This window comes from Formosa bonchosmolovskayae (assembly GCF_051016085.1).
Lineage (GTDB): Bacteria > Bacteroidota > Bacteroidia > Flavobacteriales > Flavobacteriaceae > Formosa.
Window position 1 is genome coordinate 22792 of the sequence record NZ_CP174605.1, and the last position, 24545, is coordinate 47336.

General features: G+C 37.0%; 9 protein-coding genes, 2 tRNA genes, 3 rRNA genes and 1 pseudogene. 8 read left to right on the top strand and 7 right to left on the bottom strand.

All coding sequences use genetic code 11. The annotated features are described in order from the left end of the window. Positions 1–36: 36 nt before the first annotated feature. Positions 37–960: pseudogene (locus ACKC83_RS00100) on the top strand (ISAon1 family transposase); the annotation flags it as partial. Positions 961–1463: 503 nt separating this feature from the next. Here ACKC83_RS00100 and rrf read toward each other — a convergent pair. The 6 genes from rrf to ACKC83_RS00130 form a co-directional block, all read right to left on the bottom strand. Next, positions 1464–1571, bottom strand: a 5S ribosomal RNA gene (gene rrf, locus ACKC83_RS00105). Positions 1572–1783: 212 nt separating this feature from the next. After that, positions 1784–4615 (bottom strand): 23S ribosomal RNA (locus tag ACKC83_RS00110). A 219-nt stretch (positions 4616–4834) separates the two neighbouring features. Then, positions 4835–4908, bottom strand: a tRNA-Ala gene (locus ACKC83_RS00115). A gap of 90 nt (positions 4909–4998) precedes the next feature. After that, positions 4999–5072: transfer RNA gene (locus ACKC83_RS00120), tRNA-Ile, on the bottom strand. Between the two features lie 94 nt (positions 5073–5166). Beyond that, positions 5167–6686: ribosomal RNA gene (locus tag ACKC83_RS00125) — 16S ribosomal RNA — on the bottom strand. The 16S, 23S and 5S rRNA genes sit together here with 2 tRNA genes alongside, the layout of an rRNA operon. Before the next feature lie 1042 nt (positions 6687–7728). After that, positions 7729–8619 (bottom strand): hypothetical protein, encoded by an 891-nt coding sequence (locus tag ACKC83_RS00130; protein ID WP_434036584.1) that lies wholly within the window; start codon positions 8617–8619, stop codon positions 7729–7731. A 558-nt stretch (positions 8620–9177) separates the two neighbouring features. On the opposite strand from ACKC83_RS00130, the gene thrS reads away from it, so the two are divergent. The 4 genes from thrS to rplT all read left to right on the top strand — a co-directional run bounded on the left by thrS (position 9178) and on the right by rplT (position 12399). Continuing rightward, positions 9178–11112 carry a threonine--tRNA ligase gene (gene thrS / locus ACKC83_RS00135; RefSeq protein ID WP_414035526.1) on the top strand — a complete coding sequence of 645 codons (1935 nt, stop codon included), beginning with the start codon at positions 9178–9180 and terminating at the stop codon, positions 11110–11112. Between the two features lie 32 nt (positions 11113–11144). Then, positions 11145–11693 carry a translation initiation factor IF-3 gene (infC, locus tag ACKC83_RS00140; protein WP_299780459.1) on the top strand — a complete coding sequence of 183 codons (549 nt, stop codon included), beginning with the start codon at positions 11145–11147 and terminating at the stop codon, positions 11691–11693. 58 nt (positions 11694–11751) lie between these two features. Next, complete coding sequence (gene rpmI / locus ACKC83_RS00145) at positions 11752–11949, top strand: 50S ribosomal protein L35 (protein WP_414035525.1); 198 nt, start codon at positions 11752–11754, stop codon at positions 11947–11949. Positions 11950–12054: 105 nt separating this feature from the next. Continuing rightward, positions 12055–12399, top strand: a complete 345-nt coding sequence (rplT, locus tag ACKC83_RS00150; protein ID WP_038530925.1) for a 50S ribosomal protein L20 — start codon at positions 12055–12057, stop codon at positions 12397–12399. A gap of 1594 nt (positions 12400–13993) precedes the next feature. On the opposite strand, the gene dnaK is transcribed toward rplT, so the two are convergent. Continuing rightward, positions 13994–15898, bottom strand: a complete 1905-nt coding sequence (gene dnaK / locus ACKC83_RS00155) for a molecular chaperone DnaK (protein ID WP_434036585.1) — start codon at positions 15896–15898, stop codon at positions 13994–13996. 234 nt (positions 15899–16132) lie between these two features. Here dnaK and ACKC83_RS00160 point away from each other — a divergent pair, with 234 nt between their 5' ends. The 3 genes from ACKC83_RS00160 (at position 16133) to ACKC83_RS00170 (ending at position 24460) form a co-directional block, all read left to right on the top strand. Continuing rightward, positions 16133–19699, top strand: a complete 3567-nt coding sequence (locus ACKC83_RS00160; RefSeq protein WP_434036586.1) for a choice-of-anchor I family protein — start codon at positions 16133–16135, stop codon at positions 19697–19699. Positions 19700–20259: 560 nt separating this feature from the next. Next, the gene (locus tag ACKC83_RS00165; protein WP_414035521.1) at positions 20260–22881 is read left to right on the top strand and encodes an MGH1-like glycoside hydrolase domain-containing protein; all 2622 of its coding nucleotides are present in this window, start codon (positions 20260–20262) and stop codon (positions 22879–22881) included. Between the two features lie 154 nt (positions 22882–23035). After that, a complete protein-coding gene (locus ACKC83_RS00170; RefSeq protein ID WP_434036587.1) occupies positions 23036–24460 on the top strand; it encodes an L-serine ammonia-lyase in 1425 nt (474 codons plus the stop codon). The last annotated feature ends 85 nt before the right edge of the window (positions 24461–24545 follow it).

The following is a 24545-nucleotide window of genomic DNA, read 5'->3' on the forward strand; positions in this document are numbered from 1 at the left end:
AAACGCTTTGGTGATTATTATAAGTTAAAAGGAAAAACACTTCAGTTTCACTATAAAAATCATCTTAGTGACTTTAAGGATTGGACACAAAAGGATCACGCTAGTGATTGGTTACTCTACGGCAAAAATATAAGTAAATATTTAAGCCTAGATGAGACCTCACTTTCTAATGGAGAACTTTATACCATTGTAACCAATAAAGACGCTCATGGTAAAAAAGGAAGTATTGTAGCTATTGTAAAAGGTACCAAAGCACAGGATGTTATCGATGTGATTAACCAAATTCCTTTAGAAAGACGAAAAATGGTTAGGGAGGTGACTGTAGATATGGCGGGAAACATGAATTTAATCGTAAAAAAATGTTTTCCAAAAACAGACATCGTTACCGATAGGTTTCATGTTCAAAAACTAGCTTCAGAAGCTGTTCAAGAGGAGCGGATAAGACTAAGATGGGAAATCATAGAAGCTGAAAACAAAGCCATTGAAGAAGATCGAAATAAAGGAAAAGTATATCAACCTGAACTTCTTTCTAATGGTGATACGCTCAGACAATTATTAGCTAGAAGCAGATATCTATTATTCAAATCAAAGGCTAAGTGGACGGTAAATCAAATAGAAAGAGCTGAGATTCTATTTGAACGGTATCCAACAATTGAAAAAGCATACAATCTTGCTCAGGATCTAAGCTATATTTTCCAAACTAATACTAGCAAAAGTATAGCAAGATTAAAATTAGCGCATTGGTATGATAAAGTAGAAAAATCAGAATTTAAATCCTTTAATACGATTGCCAAATCAATACAAACGCACTATGACTCTATTTTAAACTACTTTAATAATAGAAGCACAAATGCTTCGGCAGAATCTTTTAATGCTAAAATAAAGGAATTTAGAGCGCTGTTTAGAGGAGTCAGAGATGTTAAGTTCTTTCTCTATAGATTAACTAAATTATATGCATAATTTATACGGCTCCCCAGAAATATAACTTGATCCGTTTTTTCCTTCCTTAAGAGGATTTTACTATTTATAAAGTATAAAAAACCAGCAAATATAAAATTGAAGATGATAATGGCTTTAAAATAAAACAATCTTATTATTCGACAGTAATTCTGTTCTCGAGGCCGCTCGAACACCTTTAAAAAATATTTAAGAATACGTTTACTACCAATATTGAAGAGAAGTTAAAAGTGACTAGATCTTAGATATATAAATGCAATTGTTCTCGACTCCGCTCGAACACCATTTAACGAAATGTTTTAATTTTTGATTATCCGAAAAGCATATAAACAAAGAAAATCCGCAACACATTAATATCGAAGAGAAGTTGAAAAATGAATAAATCTTAGATATGTTCTCGGCTCCGCTCGAACGCCCTTTAAAGGAATATTGTAAATTTTAAATTCCCCAAAAGTATATAAACAAAAAAAATCCTCAACATATAAATGTTGAGGATTTAGTTTTAAAAAAGGCGACGACCTACTCTCCCACAAATGCAGTACCATCGGCGCTAATAGGCTTAACTTCTCTGTTCGGAATGGTAAGAGGTGAGCCCTATCGCAATAATCACCTTAAATTGTTGATCGTTAGATGTAATTATTTACACTCTAATCAACCGCGCAACTGCGCAAATATCTTAACATATTGAAAAAGGACCTTAATAGTCTTTATTTTAAAAATACTTTATAATAATAATTCTTTTTAACTTAATAAAAAAACATGCGCCCCTCATTACTCTTGCAAGTAACTGTCCTCTATATTACTATAAAGTTAGAGGGGGCTTCCATACAATAAGCCTATGGGTTATTAGTACTACTCGGCTATGACATTACTGCCTTTACACCTATAGCCTATCAACGTGGTCATCTCCCACGACCCTTTAAAGAAATCTCATCTTGTGGTGGGTTTCGCGCTTATATGCTTTCAGCGCTTATCCCTTCCCAACGTAGCTACTCAGCAATGCTCCTGGCGGAACAACTGATACACCAGAGGTTGGTCCATTCCGGTCCTCTCGTACTAGGAACAGATCCACTCAAATTTCTAACGCCCACTGTAGATAGAGACCGAACTGTCTCACGACGTTCTGAACCCAGCTCGCGTGCCACTTTAATGGGCGAACAGCCCAACCCTTGGGACCTTCTCCAGCCCCAGGATGTGACGAGCCGACATCGAGGTGCCAAACCCCCCCGTCGATATGAGCTCTTGGGGGAGATCAGCCTGTTATCCCCGGCGTACCTTTTATCCTTTGAGCGATGGCCCTTCCATACGGAACCACCGGATCACTATGCTCTACTTTCGTACCTGATCGACTTGTAGGTCTCTCAGTCAAGCTCCCTTATGCCATTGCACTCTACGTACGATTACCAACCGTACTGAGGGAACCTTTAGAAGCCTCCGTTACTCTTTTGGAGGCGACCACCCCAGTCAAACTACCCACCAAGCACTGTCCCTTCAAAAGAAGGTTAGACTCTAGATAAGCAAAGGGTGGTATTTCAACAATGACTCCACAACACCTAGCGATGCCGCTTCAAAGTCTCCCACCTATCCTACACATTACTTATCCAAAACCAATACTAAGCTATAGTAAAGGTGCACGGGGTCTTTTCGTCCCACAGCGGGTAATCGGCATCTTCACCGATACTACAATTTCACCGAGCTCATGGTTGAGACAGTGTCCAGATCGTTGCACCATTCGTGCAGGTCGGAACTTACCCGACAAGGAATTTCGCTACCTTAGGACCGTTATAGTTACGGCCGCCGTTTACTGGGGCTTCATTTTAGACCTTCGAGGTAAACCTCTAAGCCCACCACTTAACCTTCCAGCACCGGGCAGGTGTCAGGCCATATACGTCATCTTTCAATTTAGCATAGCCCTGTGTTTTTGATAAACAGTCGCCTGGACCTTTTCACTGCGGCCCCACCGAAGTGGGGCGACCCTTCTCCCGAAGTTACGGGTCTATTTTGCCTAGTTCCTTAACCATGAATCTCTCGAGCTCCTTAGAATTCTCATCCCAACTACCTGTGTCGGTTTAGGGTACGGGCTGCTTCTTTCGCTTTTCTTGGAAGTCGCTTTTCTGGATTATCACCTTGACCGTAGTCTCAGTGTACTATCGCGGTATTACTACTCGCTTCAACGAACTATTCCGTCAGTTCGCACCAAATTTACGCCTCCGTCACTTTTAGTAAGAGCAGGTACAGGAATATTAACCTGTTGTCCATCCACTACCCCTTTCGGGTTCGCGTTAGGTCCCGACTAACCCTCAGCTGATTAGCATAGCTGAGGAAACCTTAGTCTTTCGGAGTGCGGGTTTCTCGCCCGCATTATCGTTACTTATGCCTACATTTTCTTTTCTATACGTTCCAGCATACCTCACAGTACACCTTCTACACCTATAGAATGCTCCCCTACCAGATATAATAAATTATAAATCCATAGCTTCGGTAATATGTTTATGCCCGATTATTATCCATGCCGAACCGCTCGACTAGTGAGCTGTTACGCACTCTTTAAATGAATGGCTGCTTCCAAGCCAACATCCTAGCTGTCAAAGCAGTTCAACCGCGTTTTTTCAACTTAACATATATTTGGGGACCTTAGCTGATGGTCTGGGTTCTTTCCCTCTCGGACATGGACCTTAGCACCCATGCCCTCACTGCTGATCATCATTTTATAGCATTCGGAGTTTGTCAGGAATTGGTAGGCGGTGAAGCCCCCGCATCCAATCAGTAGCTCTACCTCTATAAAACTATATATCAACGCTGCACCTAAATGCATTTCGGGGAGTACGAGCTATTTCCGAGTTTGATTGGCCTTTCACCCCTACCCACAGGTCATCCGAAGACTTTTCAACGTCAACCGGTTCGGTCCTCCACTGTATGTTACTACAGCTTCAACCTGCCCATGGGTAGATCACACGGTTTCGCGTCTACCACTACTAACTAAAGCGCCCTATTCAGACTCGCTTTCGCTACGGATCCGTGACTTAATCACTTAACCTTGCTAGCAACGGTAACTCGTAGGCTCATTATGCAAAAGGCACGCCGTCACCCAAAAGGGCTCCGACCGCTTGTAAGCGTATGGTTTCAGGATCTATTTCACTCCCTTATTCAGGGTTCTTTTCACCTTTCCCTCACGGTACTAGTTCACTATCGGTCTCTCAGGAGTATTTAGCCTTAACGGATGGTCCCGCCAAATTCACACAGGGTTTCACGTGCCCCGCACTACTCAGGATACCACTATCTTGCCAATCTTTACCTATACGGGACTATCACCCTCTATGGTCACTCTTTCCAAAGTGTTCTAATTCATCATGGTTCAAATGTCGTGGTCCTACAACCCCAGCAATGCCGTAACATTACTGGTTTGGGCTAATCCGCGTTCGCTCGCCGCTACTTACGGAATCACTTTTGTTTTCTTCTCCTCCGGGTACTTAGATGTTTCAGTTCTCCGGGTTTACCTCCTTGCGGATACTATATCTTCAATATAGTGGGTTGCCCCATTCGGATATTTGCGGATCAATTTGTATGTGCCAATCCCCGCAACTTTTCGCAGCTTATCACGTCCTTCATCGCCTCTGAGAGCCTAGGCATTCCCCATACGCCCTTATTTAGCTTATTGTACTTTTTGCTTTTTTAATGAGTTTGTTATTAATTAAAAGCTCGTAAACTTTAATTAACAACGAATTATTATTTAATTTAAAATATATCTTATATAGTATGTGCAATACTACATAATCAAATATCTTAATGTATTTTTATGTATCTTTTTCAATATGTCAATGAACGTGTGGCGAATCGCCACTGATAAGTTATTATCAGCAGACAACTTTTGCCGTTGTGGAGAATATCGGAGTCGAACCGATGACCTCCTGCGTGCAAGGCAGGCGCTCTAGCCAGCTGAGCTAATCCCCCAATTACTAGTAGATAGTAATTAGTAGTTAGCAGTTAGTACTTATAACCACTACTCTAGCTTCTAGAATTTCCTTTATTTATTATATTTAGTAGTCTCAGGCAGACTCGAACTGCCGACCTCTACATTATCAGTGTAGCGCTCTAACCAGCTGAGCTATGAGACTCTAACTATAATAAATTGTTTTTTAAATTAACAGCTAAGAATAAACTATCCCTTTTCCTTTTTAATATCTTACTCCAATAGTCGTCTTTCTCTAGAAAGGAGGTGTTCCAGCCGCACCTTCCGGTACGGCTACCTTGTTACGACTTAGCCCTAGTTATCGACTTTACCCTAGGCCGCTCCTTGCGGTGACGGACTTCAGGCACTTCCAACTTCCATGGCTTGACGGGCGGTGTGTACAAGGCCCGGGAACGTATTCACCGCATCATGGCTGATATGCGATTACTAGCGATTCCAGCTTCACGGAGTCGAGTTGCAGACTCCGATCCGAACTGTGATAGGGTTTATAGATTCGCTCCTGGTCGCCCAGTGGCTGCTCTCTGTCCCTACCATTGTAGCACGTGTGTAGCCCAGGACGTAAGGGCCGTGATGATTTGACGTCATCCCCACCTTCCTCACAGTTTGCACTGGCAGTCTTGTTAGAGTTCCCGACTTGACTCGCTGGCAACTAACAACAGGGGTTGCGCTCGTTATAGGACTTAACCTGACACCTCACGGCACGAGCTGACGACAACCATGCAGCACCTTGTAAATTGTCCGAAGAAAAAACTATCTCTAGTCCTGTCAATCTACATTTAAGCCCTGGTAAGGTTCCTCGCGTATCATCGAATTAAACCACATGCTCCACCGCTTGTGCGGGCCCCCGTCAATTCCTTTGAGTTTCATTCTTGCGAACGTACTCCCCAGGTGGGTTACTTATCACTTTCGCTTAGCCACTCAGACCGAAGTCCGAACAGCTAGTAACCATCGTTTACGGCGTGGACTACCAGGGTATCTAATCCTGTTCGCTACCCACGCTTTCGTCCATCAGTGTCAGTATATTATTAGTAATCTGCCTTCGCAATTGGTATTCTATGTAATATCTATGCATTTCACCGCTACACTACATATTCTAACTACTTCATAATAACTCAAGATAACCAGTATCAAAGGCAATTTTACAGTTGAGCTGCAAGATTTCACCTCTGACTTAATCATCCACCTACGGACCCTTTAAACCCAATGATTCCGGATAACGCTTGGATCCTCCGTATTACCGCGGCTGCTGGCACGGAGTTAGCCGATCCTTATTCTTACAGTACCGTCAAGCTGCTACACGTAGCAGTGTTTCTTCCTGTATAAAAGCAGTTTACAACCCATAGGGCAGTCTTCCTGCACGCGGCATGGCTGGATCAGGCTCTCGCCCATTGTCCAATATTCCTCACTGCTGCCTCCCGTAGGAGTCTGGTCCGTGTCTCAGTACCAGTGTGGGGGATCCCCCTCTCAGGGCCCCTATCTATCGTAGTCTTGGTAAGCCGTTACCTTACCAACTAACTAATAGAACGCATGCTCATCTTTTACCGATAAATCTTTAATATTAAAGTGATGCCACTCTAATATACTATGAGGCATTAATCCAAATTTCTCTGGGCTATTCCCCTGTAAAAGGTAGATTGCATACGCGTTACGCACCCGTGCGCCGGTCGTCAGCGGAGCAAGCTCCCTGTTACCCCTCGACTTGCATGTGTTAAGCCTGCCGCTAGCGTTCATCCTGAGCCAGGATCAAACTCTTCATCGTTAAATTTTTAAGTCTTTCGACTATTACTTTTAACAACTAATGGAATTAAATGTTGGTACTCAAAATGGTTTATTCTTTTTTGTTGATAATAACCGTTTCCAGTTATTATCTACGCTGTCAATTCAATATGTTAATGAACTTATTTCTCTTTTTGTTTCTTAACTCGTTTCCTCGTTAAGCGGGTGCAAATATAAAACCCTTTTTTTAATCTCACAATGTTTTTTTGAAGTTTTTTTTAGACTCGTTTTTAAAACGTTTCTAACTCCATTAAAACAACCTGTAAAGAACTTTGTTTTCTAAAAACGTTGCCGTTTTTAGCGGGTGCAAACTTACACCCTTTTTTGTTACTAACAAATCTTTTTTATCTTTTTTTGAAACTAATCTAAATCCGATAAATATGACTCTGTTAATGAACGTGTTGCCTAACTAAACTACCGTAGTTGTGTCGCTAAGCGGGTGCAAATATACCACCTTTTATTTCTATATAACTAATTTATTTACGGTTTATTTTGAAATAAATCGTAAATAATAGGTTGCTAGATAGTTATATGTGTGATTATTTTATAAACTAAAACTTAATCACAAATCATCGACTCTTTCCGGTAATAAAACATCTACTTTCCTGCTCTATATAGTATAGACGTAGCTTCAAATCAATAGTATTACCAACACACAACTCTATTATACTAAATAAGACAACAAGTAGTAATTCAATCAAACAATCTCCACTTATACATAACACTTCGAACTACTAACACTTTTACAAAGCTATTCATCTCATATCCTTTTATTCTTATTACTTATATAATAGACTAAGATGTATTATAACAACACATCCTTTCTTTAACAACAATGACTACCTTCAAATTAACTACCTATAATATGTACAGTACAACAAACTCATCTTACGTATCCATAAACACAGACTCGAAAACAACTCGAAAAGTTAACGTCATTTCATTCCTCCTATTATATAAAGAACAACTGTCTTATATATAATAGTAAACCACGACCAATATTCATCTCATCAATCACAAGTACTTTAGAATAACGCTATATCTAATTGCAATACTGTTTTCTCTTCTTCTGGATTCCACATGGCCGTAACCGAAACAGGGACTTTATATTTCACTATATACAAATCTTTATTAAATGTAGCCCCAACATTAACTACACCTCCAGCGCCTTCAGTGTAAAATGTTTTATCGGTAAAAAACGACCACGCCCCTCCTACAAAAAGAGACAAATTAGAATTTTGATTTTTCCAAACGACACTATTCACTTCAAAATACTGTGTCCACGAATTTTTTAAAGTTCCATCGGCTTCTACTTCATAATCTCCAGATCCACCTCCTATTATAGTTGCTAAGTATAATAGTGTATTTGGGGTTACATTATAACCGAAACTTACATCTACAAAATTATACCCCTGTGTTTTATCCCAACTCCAGTAATGTAAATCATCTCCTCTCTCCTCTACACCTGTAAAATTATTGTGAGACACTGCTTCTACAAAAAATCGTTCAGAGAAACGATACTTAGTATATATAGACACCTCCTTATAATAAGCACCTACATTTTCTCCAGTATATTCATTATATACATCTGTACTAGAAAAACTAGCACCACCCCAAAGTCCGAATGTAAACTTCTTGTTTCTCGAATTATATTCAAGTTCTGTTGCTATAACAGCTCCAGGATGCACAACAAAGCCATGCCACAAATGCATATTCTTTAAGTGAGCACCTATCCTAAACGGATTATAGTCGTCCGCACTTAATTCCTCTTGTGCCGAAGCCACATTTACACTAAGTGTTAATAATAAGGCCAAAGCAACATATTTAAACGATATGCTTTGTAATAGGTTTCCACATTTACAGCTACCCCATTTAAAGGCAGACTTATTTCTTGGTTGATTGTTTTTGGTTTTCATGCTCTTAGTTTAATTTGTTTGTTTTATAAACGTAAAAAACACGTTTGTAAATTCAAATATATATAAAATATTACATAGTATTACAAAATAACTAACATTAACACAACAATACACTTAATATCATAAAATTACAACGACAATTACGGCAATTCAATAAAACCTCAAATTAATGTAAAACTTACGTTTAAACACAGAATAATGTAGCAATAATAGCTATCCCAACCATGGCAACCTAATCTTATTCTGTATCCCCACTCCCTTATAGACTATATTTTTTCTAGTCATTTTAGTAAATCACATGTTGCATTCTTCAAAATCCTTCAGAAACGTACTCCAACTCTTTTCACGCTTTAAACCTCGGTTGAATACGACGTACTCCATTTTAATCTTATAAAATCAATCTAATTTTCAACTTCAAATCCAAATCGGAGTAACCTGTAATAGCCGTATTACTTAAATTCAAATATTTAACCACATGTTAATGTCTATTTTTACACATATATATTGTGTCTCTATTTATATACTCTTATCTTTGTAGATTCAATTTCAATTTACAATATGATACAGATTACATTACCTGATGGTAGTATTAAAGCGTTTGAAGAAAACGTAACACCAATGGATGTCGCTAAAAGCATTAGCGAAGGGTTAGCTAGAAATGTTATTTCGGCAAGTTTTAATGGTTCAACCGTAGAAACTGTTACGCCTTTAACCACCGATGGATCTTTAGTATTATATACATGGAATAATGATGAAGGTAAAAAAGCATTTTGGCATTCTTCTGCTCACGTATTAGCGCAAGCTTTAGAAGAATTATATCCAGGCGCAAAACTTACAATTGGACCAGCTATTGAAAACGGATTTTATTACGATGTAGATTTTGGAGATCACATAGTTTCTGATAAAGACTTTAAGACGATTGAAAACAAAATGTTAGAAATCGCCCGTGGAAAGCATGACTTTAACTTGAGAGCGATCTCTAAAGCTGAAGCTTTAGAAACCTATAAAAACAATCCGTACAAAACTGAGTTAATAGAAAACTTAGAAGACGGTACCATTACATTTTGCGACCACTCTACATTCACAGACTTATGTCGTGGAGGCCATATCCCTAATACAGGAATAATTAAAGCGGTAAAAGTATTATCTGTTGCAGGTGCTTACTGGAGAGGAGACGAAAAAAACAAACAATTAACTCGTGTGTACGGAATTTCATTCCCTAAGCAAAAGGAGTTAACAGAATATCTTCATTTACTAGAAGAGGCAAAAAAACGTGACCATAGAAAATTAGGAAAGGAATTAGAATTATTCACATTCTCTTCTAAAGTTGGTCAAGGTTTACCATTGTGGTTACCAAAAGGTGCTGCTTTAAGAGAACGTCTAGAAGACTTTTTAAAGAAAGCCCAAAAGAAACAAGGTTACGAAATGGTGGTTACGCCACATATTGGACAAAAGGAACTTTATGTAACTTCTGGACATTATGCTAAATATGGAGAAGACAGTTTTCAGCCAATTAAAACGCCAAAAGAAGGTGAAGAGTTTTTATTAAAACCTATGAACTGCCCGCATCACTGCGAGATATACAACAGTGCGCAATGGTCTTATAAAGATTTACCTAAACGTTTTGCAGAATTTGGAACAGTATATCGTTACGAACAAAGTGGAGAACTTCACGGTTTAACACGTGTAAGAGGTTTTACTCAAGATGATGCTCATATTTTCTGTACTCCAGATCAGTTAGATGAAGAGTTTAAGAAAGTTATTGATTTAGTCCTTTACGTCTTTGGATCGTTAGGTTTTGAAAACTTTACAGCTCAGGTTTCTTTGAGAGATCCGGATAATCCAGAGAAGTATATAGGTAGTGACGAAAATTGGGAAAAAGCTGAAAAAGCGATTTTAAATGCTACTATAGAGAAAGGATTAGATTATGTTGTTGAAACTGGAGAAGCCGCCTTCTACGGTCCTAAATTGGACTTCATGGTGAAGGATGCCTTAGGTAGACAATGGCAATTAGGAACCATCCAAGTAGATTACAATTTACCTGAACGTTTTGAATTAACCTATAAAGGAAGTGATAATGAAATGCATCGTCCAGTGATGATACACCGTGCTCCTTTTGGAAGTATGGAACGTTTTATCGCCATATTACTGGAACATACCGGAGGAAATTTCCCACTTTGGTTGATGCCAGATCAAGCCATTATATTATCTATTAGCGAGAAATATGAAAAATACGCTGAAAAAGTTTTAAATGTGCTAGAAAATCACGAAATTCGCGCCCTTGTAGATCATAGAAATGAGACTATTGGAAAAAAGATCCGTGAAGCGGAGATGAAAAAAATTCCATATATGATCATTATAGGTGAGAATGAAGAGCAAGAAAACAAAATATCTGTACGTCAACACGGTGGAGAAGATTTAGGAAGTATTTCTATTGAAGAATTCGCTAAAATTGTCGAAGCAGAAACGAATAAAACATTAAAACAATTTTAAATAAGTTTAACTAAAATTTTACAGCCATAGCAATACGTAGAAAAAAACAAGCCCCGAGAAGGGTTGAAAAAGAAGATCAGCATAGAATTAATTCTAAGATTAGAGTTGAAGAAGTTAGATTAGTAGGTGACAATGTAGAAGTTGGAGTATACCCAACTCGGAAGGCCTTAGCCATTGCCGAAGAGCAAGAGCTTGACCTTGTTGAGATTTCACCTAAAGCGGTGCCCCCTGTTTGTAAGGTTATGGATTATAAGAAGTTTCTTTACGAACAAAAGAAACGAGATAAGGCTTTAAAATCCAAAGCCACTAAAGTTATAGTTAAAGAAATTCGTTTTGGTCCTCAAACCGATGATCATGATTATGAATTTAAAAAGAAGCATGCAGAAAAATTCTTAAAGGAAGGTGCTAAGCTTAAAGCTTTCGTATTCTTTAAAGGACGTTCTATTGTATTTAAAGAACAAGGTCAGATTTTATTATTGCGTTTAGCGCAAGATCTAGAAGAATACGGTAAGGTAGAGCAAATGCCAAGATTGGAAGGTAAACGTATGACTATGTTTATTGCTCCAAAGAAATCAAAGTAAACCCTGTAAATCAGGTTTAAAAATAATAAGCGAAATAATTTAAAACTAGGAGAACAAGATGCCTAAAATGAAAACAAAATCTAGTGCCAAAAAACGTTTCAAGTTAACAGGTACTGGTAAGATTAAAAGAAAGCACGCTTTTAAGAGTCACATCTTAACAAAGAAGTCTAAAAAGCGTAAGCTTAAGCTAACTCATGATGGTTTAGTACATAAATCTGATGAGAGCAGTATTAAAACAATGTTACGTTTAAAGTAATATCGTTTTAATCGGTTAAAACAATTTAATAACCCTGGAGTTAGGCCAAAACATAAAAAGTGTCAATATTTAATTTGACCGCCTACTACAAAACACATTTAAGAAATGCCAAGATCAGTAAACTCAGTAGCAAAAAGAGCCAGAAGAAAAAAGGTTCTTAAGCAAGCAAAAGGTTACTTCGGACGTCGTAAAAACGTTTGGACAGTAGCAAAAAACGCGGTTGATAAAGCAATGCTTTATTCATACAGAGACCGTAGAAATAAAAAGAGAACATTCCGTGCACTATGGATCACGCGTATTAACGCAGGAGCTAGACAATACGGATTATCTTATTCTCAATTCATGGGGAAAGTAAAAGCTAATAATATCGAATTAAACCGTAAGGTTTTAGCCGATTTAGCGATGAACAACCCTGAAGCTTTCAAAGCAATAGTAGATAAAGTAAAATAAGGCGTTAGCCTAATTGTATAACATTTCGCTTATAAATTAAAACCGATTCTGAAAAGAGTCGGTTTTTTTATGCCTGCTATTTAGACAATATTTGCAATGATATACAAATCCTTAAGCTTGAACTATTAGAACCACTCACTTACGCTATAGCTTCGTATTATTCCTGATTGTTGCGTTTTTACATTTATATGATTAATTCATTACGAAAAGATTCTACTGATTCTTATGTTCTCGACTACGCTCGAACGCTATATAATGATATTGGATTTTCGTGATTTCACATATCCTATAAAAGAAAAGGCAATTTATCATTCTCAAACATTCAAAGATTCAACTCCTTTGCGTTATTAAAATCGTTTCATACAGCATGAATTTCTCGTTCTAATAAATACAAATTGCTCATTTCAAAATAAAAGAGTTCTACATACATAGGTTCTCGACTACGCTCGAACACCCTGCAATAACTTGGGATTTCTCCAGTTTCACATATTACCTGAATGAAAAGGCAATTTATCATTCTCACACTCTCAAGGATTCAACTCCTTTTTCTTTATTAAAATCGTTTCATACAGCATGAATTTCACGTTCTAATAGATACTAAATGCTCATCAAAAGATAAAAAAGTGCTACAGACTTAGGTTCTCGACTACGCTCGAACACCCTGAAATAACTTCGGATTTCTACAGTTTCACATATTATATAAAAGAAAAGGTAAGAGATTAAATATTGAGAACTTAAACAATATCCGAATGGTATTCAAGTGGCGTCGATAACGAATCATGGTAATCTACAACTCTGCATGCAATTTATCATTCTCACACAATCGAAGATTCAACTCCTTTTTAGTTATTAAAATCGTTTCATACAGCATTAATTTCACGTTCTAATAAATACAAATTGCTCATTTCAAAATAAAAGAGTTCTACATACATAGGTTCTCGACTACGCTCGAACACCCTGCAATAACTTGGGATTTCTACAGTTTTACATATTACCTGAATAAAAAGGCAATTTATTATTCTCAAACACTCAAAGATCCAACTCCTTTTTAGTTATTAAAATCGTTTCATACAGCATTAATTTCACGTTCTAATAGATACAAATTGCTCATCTCAAAATAATAGAGTTCTACATACATTGGTTCTCGACTACGCTCGAACACCCTGCAATAACTTGGGATTTCTCCAGTTTCACATATTAACTGAATGAAAAGGCAATTTATCATTCTCACACTCTCAAGGATTCAACTCCATTTTCTTTATTAAAATCGTTTCATACAGCATTAATTTCACGTTCTAATAGATACTAAATGCTCTTCTAAAGATTAAAGAGTGCTACATACTTAGGTTCTCGACTACGCTCGAACACCCTGCAATAACTTAGTAATTCATAGTTTAAAATATGACATAAAAGGAAAGGTAAAAGATTAAATATTGAGCACTTAAATAGCCTTACAATGGTATTGGAGTGGCGTCGAGAATCAACCATGATCATCTACAAATCAATAAACAATTAAATTTCTGTTTAGTAAACTCCAGAAACAAAAAAAGCAACCCGTTAAGGTTGCTTTTAATACTATATAAAGTGTTTTAGATTACTTAACTTCTTCGAAGTCTACATCTTCAACATCACTACTACCATCGTTAGATTGCCCTTCGCTACCTGCATCTGGTCCTGGTTGTGCACCTTGTCCTTCTGCTTGCGCTTTGTACATTTCTTCGCTAGCTACTTTCCAAGCTTCATTAATTTTTTCTAAAGCTGGATCGATTACTGCGATATCTTTAGATTCGAAAGCTGTTTTTAATTCAGCTAAAGCATCTTCGATAGGTTGTTTTTTATCAGCCGATAATTTATCTCCAAATTCTTCAAGTTGACTTTCAGTTTGGAAAATCATGGCATCAGCAGCATTTAATTTATCAGCTTTTTCTTTAGCTAATTTATCAGATTCTGCGTTAGCTTCAGCATCAGCTTTCATTTTTTGGATTTCTTCTTCTGTTAATCCTGAAGATGCTTCAATACGAATATCTTGAGTTTTACCAGTAGCTTTATCTCCTGCAGTTACATGGATAATACCATTTGCATCAATATCAAAAGTAACTTCAATTTGTGGAGTACCTCTTTTTGCTGGTGGAATACCATCTAAGTGAAAACGTCCAATTGTTTTGTTATCTCCTGCCATAGCACGTTCACCTTGTAATACGTGAATCTCTACTGATGGTTGATTATCTGCTGCTGTAGAGAATACTTGCGATTTCTTAGTTGGAATCGTTGTATTCGCTTCAATAAGCTTAGTCATTACGTTACCCATAGTTTCAATACCTAAAGATAAAGGTGTAACATCTAATAACAATACATCTTTAACATCTCCAGTTAAAACACCACCTTGGATACCTGCTCCTAAAGATACAACCTCATCTGGGTTAACACCTTTACTTGGAGATTTTCCGAAGAATTTCTCTACTGCAGATTGTACTGCTGGTATACGTGTAGAACCTCCTACTAAGATAACCTCATCGATATCACCAATTGATAAACCTGCTGCTTTTAAAGCTGTTTTACAAGGCTCGATAGTACGTTTTACTAAATCGTCGATTAATTGTTCGAATTTAGATTTAGATAATGTACGAACTAAGTGTTTTGGTCCGCTAGCAGTTGCTGTAATGTAAGGTAAATTGATTTCTGTTTGTGCAGAAGATGATAATTCAATTTTCGCTTTTTCAGCAGCTTCTTTTAAACGTTGTAAAGCCATTGGGTCTTTACGTAAGTCAATATCTTCTTCAGATTTAAACTCATCGGCTAACCAAGCAATGATTTTCTCATCAACGTCGTCTCCACCTAAGTGTGTATCTCCGTCTGTAGATAATACTTCAAATACACCGTCTCCTAATTCAAGGATAGATACATCATGCGTACCACCACCAAAGTCAAATACAACTATTTTTTGGTCAGTACCTTTTTTATCCATACCGTAAGCTAAAGCCGCTGCAGTTGGTTCGTTTATAATACGACGTACTTTTAAACCTGCAATTTCTCCTGCTTCTTTAGTCGCTTGACGCTGACTATCGTTAAAGTAAGCTGGTACAGTAATAACTGCTTCAGAAACTGTAGTTCCTAAATAATCTTCAGCAGTTTTTTTCATTTTTTGAAGAATCATTGCTGATAATTCTTGAGGCGTATATAAACGACCATCAATATCTACTCTTGGAGTATCGTTGTCACCTTTTACTACTTTATAAGGAACACGTTCTGCTTCGTTAGAAGATTCAGAATATTTGTTACCCATAAAACGTTTAATAGAAGAAACCGTTTTTGTTGGGTTAGTTACTGCTTGTCTTTTTGCAGGGTCACCAACTTTAATCTCACCGCCTTCTACAAAAGCAATTACAGATGGAGTTGTACGTTTACCTTCTGCGTTAGGAATTACTACAGGCTCGTTACCTTCCATTACAGACACACAAGAGTTTGTAGTTCCTAAATCGATTCCAATAATTTTACTCATAATTACTATATATTTTAATGTTGTTGAATTTATTCTTATTTCCCTTTGCTTATTTCAATCATTGTGCCAACTATTTTCATACTGACAAGCTGTCACAAATCAATTTTGTCGTGTATAAACTGACGGAAACAATTATTTAACATGCCTAACCTTAGCTTTAAAGTTTCGTAATCTTTAAATGACACTTTCGGTACATACCCCATTATACATTTGTGCAACTAAAAAATCATAGAAATGAAAAAACCTTTACTTCTTTTAGCTTTATGTATAGGAAGCTACCTTAATGCTCAAATTAAAACAGGCGATATGGCATTTATTGGCATGAATGCCGATGGAGACGACGATTTTGCCGTTGTTACATTTGTAGACATCCCTAAAAACACCACAATTCATTTTGCTGATAAAGAATGGACTGGCACCGAATTTAATTCCGGAGAAGCCGCGTATTCTTGGTTAAGCGGAGACCTACCCATTCCTGCGGGTTCTGTAATTACGTTTAATACTATTAGTAACATCCCTGCAGTTAACTTCGGAACCATCGACGGTGAACCAGGAGGTTTATCTTCTGGAAGCGAAGCTATTTTTGCTTATTTAGGTACAGATTTAGAAACTCCAACAACATTTATTGCTGCTGTTGCAAATGCAGCTGGTGCTTTTGGCGATTTAACAAATACAGGATTAACTCCTGGCCTAACTGCTATAACTTACAGTCCAGATGGTACAGATATCGCTGTGTATAACGGTCCTAAGTCAGGGCTAGATGTTAATGGCTACCTCTTGGCGCTTAACGACATGTCTAATTACGACATTCAGGACACCGACGAAGACGACCATAACGATGGCATTGCTCCAGAATCTACTTTCAACACGACTGCTTTTATAGTATCTACCGAAGATGTTACTGCGCCTTCAGTTGTAAACATTGTAAGTGTAGATAAAGGCACAACACATGTTATCTTCTCTGAAACCATTACTAAGGCAACCGCAGAAGCTGTATCTAACTATAACTTTATGCCTGCTCTTAATATCTCGAACATTAGTTATGATGAAACTTCAAATACTGCAACTTTAATCCACGATGCCTTTAACGACGGTGTTGCTCATGTATTAACAATTGCAAATGTTGAAGATGTAAAAGGAAATACGCAAAGCTCAGAATACACAAGCGAGTCCTTATATTATAATACCACAAAAGAAGGTTTAATAATTACCGAAATTATGTACAATGCGCCTTCAGATGATTCTGATGCATTAGAATTTTTAGAAATTTACAACACCACCGACCAAGCTATAGCTTTAGGAGGAATTCAAGTAAAAGACGAGGGCAACTTTATCTTTACATTCCCTGAAATGAATGTCTACTCTAAAACTACGGTCTTATTAGCAACAGACAAAACTACTGCCGATGCGTTTTATGGCGTAAGCTTTTTAGATATGCCACAAGGTATTTCTAACGCTTTAGGAAACGGTGGCGAAGTTTTAGACATTGTAAATACGAAAGGTGAAATCATTTTCACTATGGAATACGACGATAAGGAGCCTTGGCCAACAGTTGCCGATGGCGACGGACCGTCTATTGAACTTTTAAATCCGAATGCCGATTTTAACGATGGCACAAACTGGGTAGCTTCTACTAACGAAGTGGCAGAATCTTTAGGTTTTAAAGTATACGCTACTCCTGGAACTTTTAGCGCTGTTATCCATGTAACACCACAGCTTTCTTTTGCTACATCAACCTATAATATTTCTGAAGATGCTTCCGAAGTTAAGATTGAATTAGAATTATCTACCGCTTCCGCTACAGCTGTTACTTTCGATGTAAACTTAGTGAGTGAATTAATAACTGCTTCTCCTGGAACAGATTTCATTTTCGAAAGTCAATCAGTGACTATTCCGGCGAATACAACAATTTACGAATTAACAATTCCGCTTTCAGATGATTCAATAGTTGAAACTGATGAACTTTTCATTTTAGAAATTTCAAATCCTACTAATGCTGTTTTAGGAGCTTACGAAACTACAGGCGTTTATATTATAGACAACGACCATATTTTAGATATCCCGAACGACCCATTAAATATTACGTTTAAAACGAGTTATCTAGTAGATGCTTCAGGGTCTGCAGAAATTAGTGCTTACGATGCAGAAACAAAACGACTTTTTGTTTTAAACTCTATCGGAAAAACTATTGAGATTTTAGATTTTTCTAATCCAGAGAATCTATCAACCATTAAAACAATCGATTTATCAACTTACGGCACTGAAGGTCCTACAAGTGTTGCTGTTTATAACGGCTTAGTGACTGCTTCTGTGTCTAACGGACCAGAAAGTGATGGTGTGGTATTGTTTATGGATACTAATGGTGACCATATTTCTATGGTGACTGTTGGAAACTTACCTGACAATGTAAGTTTTACTCCAGACGGAACAAAAATACTAACAGCAAACGAAGGTCAGCCTAATAGTGATTACAGTATCGATCCAGAGGGAACCATTTCAATAATTACCGCTACAGCTGGTTTAGGAAACATTACACAAGCCGATGTAACAACTATAAATTTCAATGCTTTCGATGCGCAATTAAACGAATTAAAAGCTAGCGGTGTTAGAATTACTGGTCCGAATGCGACAGTATCTCAGGATGTAGAACCTGAATATATTACGTATTCAAACAATTCTAAAAAAGCGTGGGTAAGCTTACAAGAAAATAATGCATTAGCGGTTATCGATTTGGAATCTAATACCATTACAGATATTCTTCCTTTAGGATTAAAAGATTTTAGTTTAAATGGAAATACTTTTGATGCGTCTGATGAAACTGACTTTATATTTATGGCAAATTGGCCAGTTAAAGGTATGTACATGCCAGATGCCATTGCTTATTACGAATTAAACGGAATTGGTTATGTAGTTACAGCAAACGAAGGTGACGCAAGAGAATACGACACTTTTGTAGATGAAGCTAAAGTTGGAGACGGCGATTATGTATTAGACCCTATTGCTTTTCCAAACGCCGATTTATTAAAACTAGAGCAAAATATAGGACGTTTAGCAGTCGCTAATACTACAGGAGACACAGATAACGATGGTGATTTCGACGAAATCCACATGTACGGTTCTCGTTCTTTTAGTATTAGAAACGCTACCACCGGAGCTTTAGTTTACGATAGTGGTGATGATTTTGAACGTATCACTGCTGCAGATCCTACTTACGGTTCATTATTTAACGTAAGTAATAGCAATAACAATTTTAAAAATAGAAGTGACAATAAGGGCCCTGAGCCAGAAGGTGTCACCATTTCTAAAATTGGAGATAAATTCTATGCGTTTATTACGCTAGAACGTGTTGGTGGATTTATGACTTATGATATTACCGACCCTACAAATCCAACATTCATTAAATACATCAACAATCGTACTCTTGGAGATGATGAAGGTGGAGATTTAGCACCAGAAGGTATTATTTATATCGCTCCAGAAGACAATACTTTAGGTACTGGTTTAGTTGTAATTGCTAACGAAGTAAGCTCTACAATTAGTGTATACGGGTTAGATAACATTACATTAAGCGTTGATACTGTTGAAAAAGATACGAATACGCTTAAATTCTACCCGAATCCAGTACAGTCTAATCAGACCATTTACTTTAATCAGACCTTAGATGTAACCTTGTTTGATATCCAAGGGAGAGCAATCGCTTCAGAAAAAAACACTAGAACATTTACTGTTCCTAATGTAAACAGCGGGACATATCTGGCTAAAACAAGCTTAGGCAAGACCTTAAAAATTGTAGTTGAATAGTTACTATATTAATGTCAATTTTTCTAAAACGTCTTCATATTCTGAAGGCGTTTTTTTTTCTAAAAAAAGATTACAGCACATCTTTACTCAAACAACTAAACAGAAGCTACGCACACTTCCACAAATCTACAATCTAAAATTAGTAACTCTATCCTCCTGCCCTATTGTATGGCAAAACCCAAAAGAGATGTCGTGTTATATTTTTAATATATAAAACGTTTTAAAAACATCAGGACTCGAGTATATTTAAACGCTTTATAGATGAATATTAAGGGTTTTTCGAGCCTATTTTACTTTTCCTAAATTATTTTATTTTATTAATTGCTATGAGTTTTACAAATTTTGTTCTTCCTTTTTACGAAAATGAAAACAATATTCCTCTAAGAATATAAATTAAATAATACTTATATACGTTCTTATCCTGTGCTAAAATAAACCTTACTTTTACTAATCACCTATTCATAAATTAGACTTTCAAAGGGATATTATTCAAACTGAAATGCTATTTAACTTAAAATAGGTATATTGAAAACTTAATTCCAACAAAAATAGAAGCATAAATGAGCAAAAAAACTCAGGAAGCAGAAAGATTAGCAGTTTCTGATACTTATAAAAATTGGAAAAAATGGGGTCCTTATCTTGCCGAAAGACAATGGGGAACGGTTCGCGAAGATTATAGCGAACATGGAAATGCTTGGGATTTTATAAATCATGATAATGCACGAAGTAATGCTTACAGATGGGGTGAAGAAGGCATAGCCGGATTTTGTGATTCTCGAGAAATATTATGTTTGGCTCCGGCCTTTTGGAATGGAAAAGATCCCATTTTAAAAGAACGCTTATTTGGGTTAACCAATAATCAAGGTAATCATGGTGAAGATGTAAAAGAACTTTATTTTCATCAAGTGTCATCGCCCACACACTCTTATTGTAAATACTTATATAAATATCCTCAGAACGAATTTCCTTACGACCAATTAGTCAATACACAGCGTAGTCGTGAAGAGACAGAATATGAATTACTAGATACCGATGCTTTTAAAGACAATGCCTATTTCGATTGTTTTATCGAATATGCAAAAGCAGATGTAGACGATATTTTAATGAAAGTTACCATTGTAAACAGAGGCAATAAACCTGCCGAGATACATGTACTTCCTCATTTATGGTATCGCAACTTCTGGAAACACAATAAGCGTTTTACACGCCCTAGCATAAATTCTGTTGCCGATGATTGTGTTGAAACTAAAAGTGGAAGAAATGGTAGATATTTTTTATATCACGAAAAAGGGGAGCAACTGTTTTGTGACAACGAAACTAATAACAAACGAATTTATAATGTAGACAACGAAGTAGACTATGTTAAAGATGGTATTAACGATTATGTTGTAGATTCCAAACCTACTGTGAATCCTGAAAAAACAGGATCGCGAATGGCTGTTTGGCAAAAATTTGAATTACAAGCTGGAGAAGAAAAAAGTGTAAGAATACGACTTAGTAAAAAACCTGTTGCAGAACCGTGGACCGATTTTAACGACCTATTCGATAAACGTATAGCCGAATGTGAAGCGTTTTACAACGACATTATTAAAAAAGACATTCCCGAAACACACCAGCATATTGCTAAAAGAGCCTTTTCTGGATTGTTATGGAGTAAACAATTTTACTACTACGATGTTTTTAAATGGCTATTTGGAGGTCCTGGAGAAAAACCGAGCTACCGCGCTAATTCAAGAAATTTTAATTGGCAACATCTAACCAATAGGCATGTAATATCTATGCCAGATAAATGGGAATACCCATGGTATGCCGCTTGGGATCTTGCGTTCCATATGGCGTCTTTTGTAGAAATAGATCCCTATTTCGCAAAAGAACAATTACTATTGGTTCTGCAAGAAAACTACATGCATCCCAACGGACAAATTCCTGCTTACGAATGGAATTTTAGCGATGTGAATCCTCCGGTTCATTCCTGGGCTGTTTGGAATGTGTACGAAAAAGATAAAAACAAAAGCGGTGTTGGAGATACCGATTTCTTAGAAAAATCGTTTCAAAAATTACTTATCAATTTTACTTGGTGGGTAAATCAAAAAGATAAAAATGGTACAGACCTTTTCGAAGGTGGCTTTTTAGGGTTAGACAATATTGGTGTTTTCGACCGTAACCAAATGCCTGAAGGTATTACTCGTATGCAGCAGGCAGACGCAACAAGTTGGATGGCCATGTTTACCCTAAACTTACTTAGAATGTCTCTGGAGTTGGCAAAAACCAATACGAATTACGAAGATTTTGCTGCTAAATTTCTAAGACATTTTTTAAACATCGCTTGGGCGATGCATCATATAGGACAAAAAGATATTTCACTATGGGACAATGACGATAGTTTTTATTACGATGTAGTCGAAATGTCTTCAGGCATCACAGATCGGCTAAAAGTGCGTTCTTTAGTGGGTATAATTCCTATGTTCGCGGTAGAAGTTATCAATAAAGATCTTTTCGATTCGCTAAAAAGATTTAAAGTTAAAATTGCCGAAATTGTAAGAACGCGTCCAGATTTAGCGTCTTTAATATCGAATATTGAAAAAACAAATGAAGAAGGGAATTACTTATTCTCGATTATGCGTGGTTATAGATTAGAGCATCTTTTGAAACGTTTGTTAGATGAAGAAGAATTTTTATCAGATTATGGTATCCGTTCGCTATCTAAATATCATGCAAAACATCCTTTTGTTTTCGAATATCATGGTCATCATGAGATACATTATGAGCCAGGAGAAAGCCAATCGAATATGTTTGGAGGAAATTCTAACTGGAGAGGGCCAATTTGGATCCCTATTAATTATATGATTATTCAATCGCTACGAAAGTATTACACGTTTTACGGCGATAAATATGTTTACGAATTCCCTACAGGTTCTGGAAACACACTTAATCTTAATGAAATAGCCAACGCGCTTACAAAACGGTTAGTGAAACTTTTCGAACCTAATACAGATGGTAGATTTCAGTATCACACCGATGATGCAGAAAAACTGTTTACTAAAGACGAACATTTTAAGGAGCAACATCTTTTTTATGAGTTCTTTAATGGAGATACCGGTCGCGGATTAGGAGCATCTCACCAAACGGGTTGGACAGCTTTAATAGCAAATCTAATTATGGATTTGGAAGAAAATAAATAGTAAAAATCTAATAAAAAGTGTGATTGCTCTCAGTTAAATTTCTGGTTTTCAATCACACTTTTTTTATGGCATATATTTAGCATTTATCGCACTTTTATCGCGTTATTCACGAGAAAGTTCTTGTATATTTGTTTCGATTAAAACGATTTCGTAAATGGAGATAATTTCAGTATTCGACATGTTAAAAATTGGTGTTGGCCCTTCTAGTTCTCATACTTTAGGACCATGGAGAGCAGCCGAACGTTGGATTAAAGAACTAAAAGAATCAAACAGATTTAATAAAGTTGAAAAGGTAACAGTAGATTTATATGGATCTTTATCCTTAACAGGTGTAGGTCATGCCACAGATTTGGCTTTAATGCTAGGTCTTACAGGTGCCGATCCTGAACGTATTCCTACAGACTCTATCAGTGAAATTATTTCATCCATAAAAAACACCAAGATACTTGCTTTAAATAACGAAAAGGAAATTCCTTTCGATTTTAAAACAGATATTATTTTCAATAAAAAATTTCTGCCTTTCCACTCAAACGGATTAACCTTCTCTGCTTTAATTAATGGAAGAAAGTATAAATCGACTTTCTACTCTATTGGTGGTGGTTTTGTTGTAAAAGAAGAACGTGTAAATTCTAAAGCGAATAAAATTATTTTTCAATGTACACTGCCCTATCCTGTAGATACGGGAGTGAAATTATTAGAGTTTTGCAATCAGCTTAATTTACCAATTTCTAGTGTTGTCCTTGAAAACGAAAAATCTTTACGTGAATCTGATGTAATAGATTTCGAACTACACCGCATCTGGAACACCATGCTAGAATGTATGTATACGGGTTGCCACACTGAGGGAAATTTACCTGGCGGACTTAATGTGCGCAGACGTGCTTTTGATATGCACAAGAAGTTGCATGGCGACATTCCTTATAATAATCCGCAAGAATGGTTAGAATCTATTCGTAGTACCGAAGTTAAATTCCGTCAAATTCTTAAATGGGTAAGCTGTTTTGCCTTATCTGTAAACGAAGTAAATGCGTCCTTAGGTCGTGTGGTGACTGCACCCACAAACGGAAGCGCCGGGGTAATCCCTGCTGTACTAATGTATTATTTAGTTATTGAAAATCATGAGGCAAATTTCGAACACATTAAAAAATTCTTATTAGTTGCTGGAGAAATTGGAAGTATCTTTAAAAAAGGAGCCACTATTTCTGCTGCTATGGGCGGCTGTCAAGCCGAAATTGGCGTATCATCGGCAATGGCTGCAGGCGCATTAACCGAACTTTTAGGAGGAACTCCAGAACAAGTGTTAGTTGCTGCCGAAATTGCTATGGAACATCACCTTGGTCTAACTTGCGATCCTATTGGTGGCTTAGTTCAAATTCCGTGTATAGAACGTAATTCTATGGGAGCTATTAAGGCTATAAATGCGGCCGAACTTGCTCTAGAAACCGATCCTAATAATGTAAAAGTACCTTTAGACAAGGTGGTTTCTACGATGTGGGAAACGGCAAAAGACATGAATTCTAAGTATAAAGAAACATCGGAAGGTGGTTTAGCTGTTGGGGTGAACTTATCCGATTGTTAAACTGTAACTTAAGTTTGATTATATTAAGGGTTCGCAATATATTTATAATATAATTGTGCTTATAAAAACGCGCGGTTACCGTCTA

Coding starts and splice junctions, on each gene's coding strand:
- ACKC83_RS00170 (WP_434036587.1), top strand. CDS start 23,036: ATGGAGATAATTTCAGTATTCGACATGTTAAAAATTGGTGTTGGCCCT.
- rplT (WP_038530925.1), top strand. CDS start 12,055: ATGCCAAGATCAGTAAACTCAGTAGCAAAAAGAGCCAGAAGAAAAAAG.
- dnaK (WP_434036585.1), bottom strand. CDS start 15,898: ATGAGTAAAATTATTGGAATCGATTTAGGAACTACAAACTCTTGTGTG.
- thrS (WP_414035526.1), top strand. CDS start 9,178: ATGATACAGATTACATTACCTGATGGTAGTATTAAAGCGTTTGAAGAA.
- ACKC83_RS00130 (WP_434036584.1), bottom strand. CDS start 8,619: ATGAAAACCAAAAACAATCAACCAAGAAATAAGTCTGCCTTTAAATGG.
- rpmI (WP_414035525.1), top strand. CDS start 11,752: ATGCCTAAAATGAAAACAAAATCTAGTGCCAAAAAACGTTTCAAGTTA.
- ACKC83_RS00160 (WP_434036586.1), top strand. CDS start 16,133: ATGAAAAAACCTTTACTTCTTTTAGCTTTATGTATAGGAAGCTACCTT.
- ACKC83_RS00165 (WP_414035521.1), top strand. CDS start 20,260: ATGAGCAAAAAAACTCAGGAAGCAGAAAGATTAGCAGTTTCTGATACT.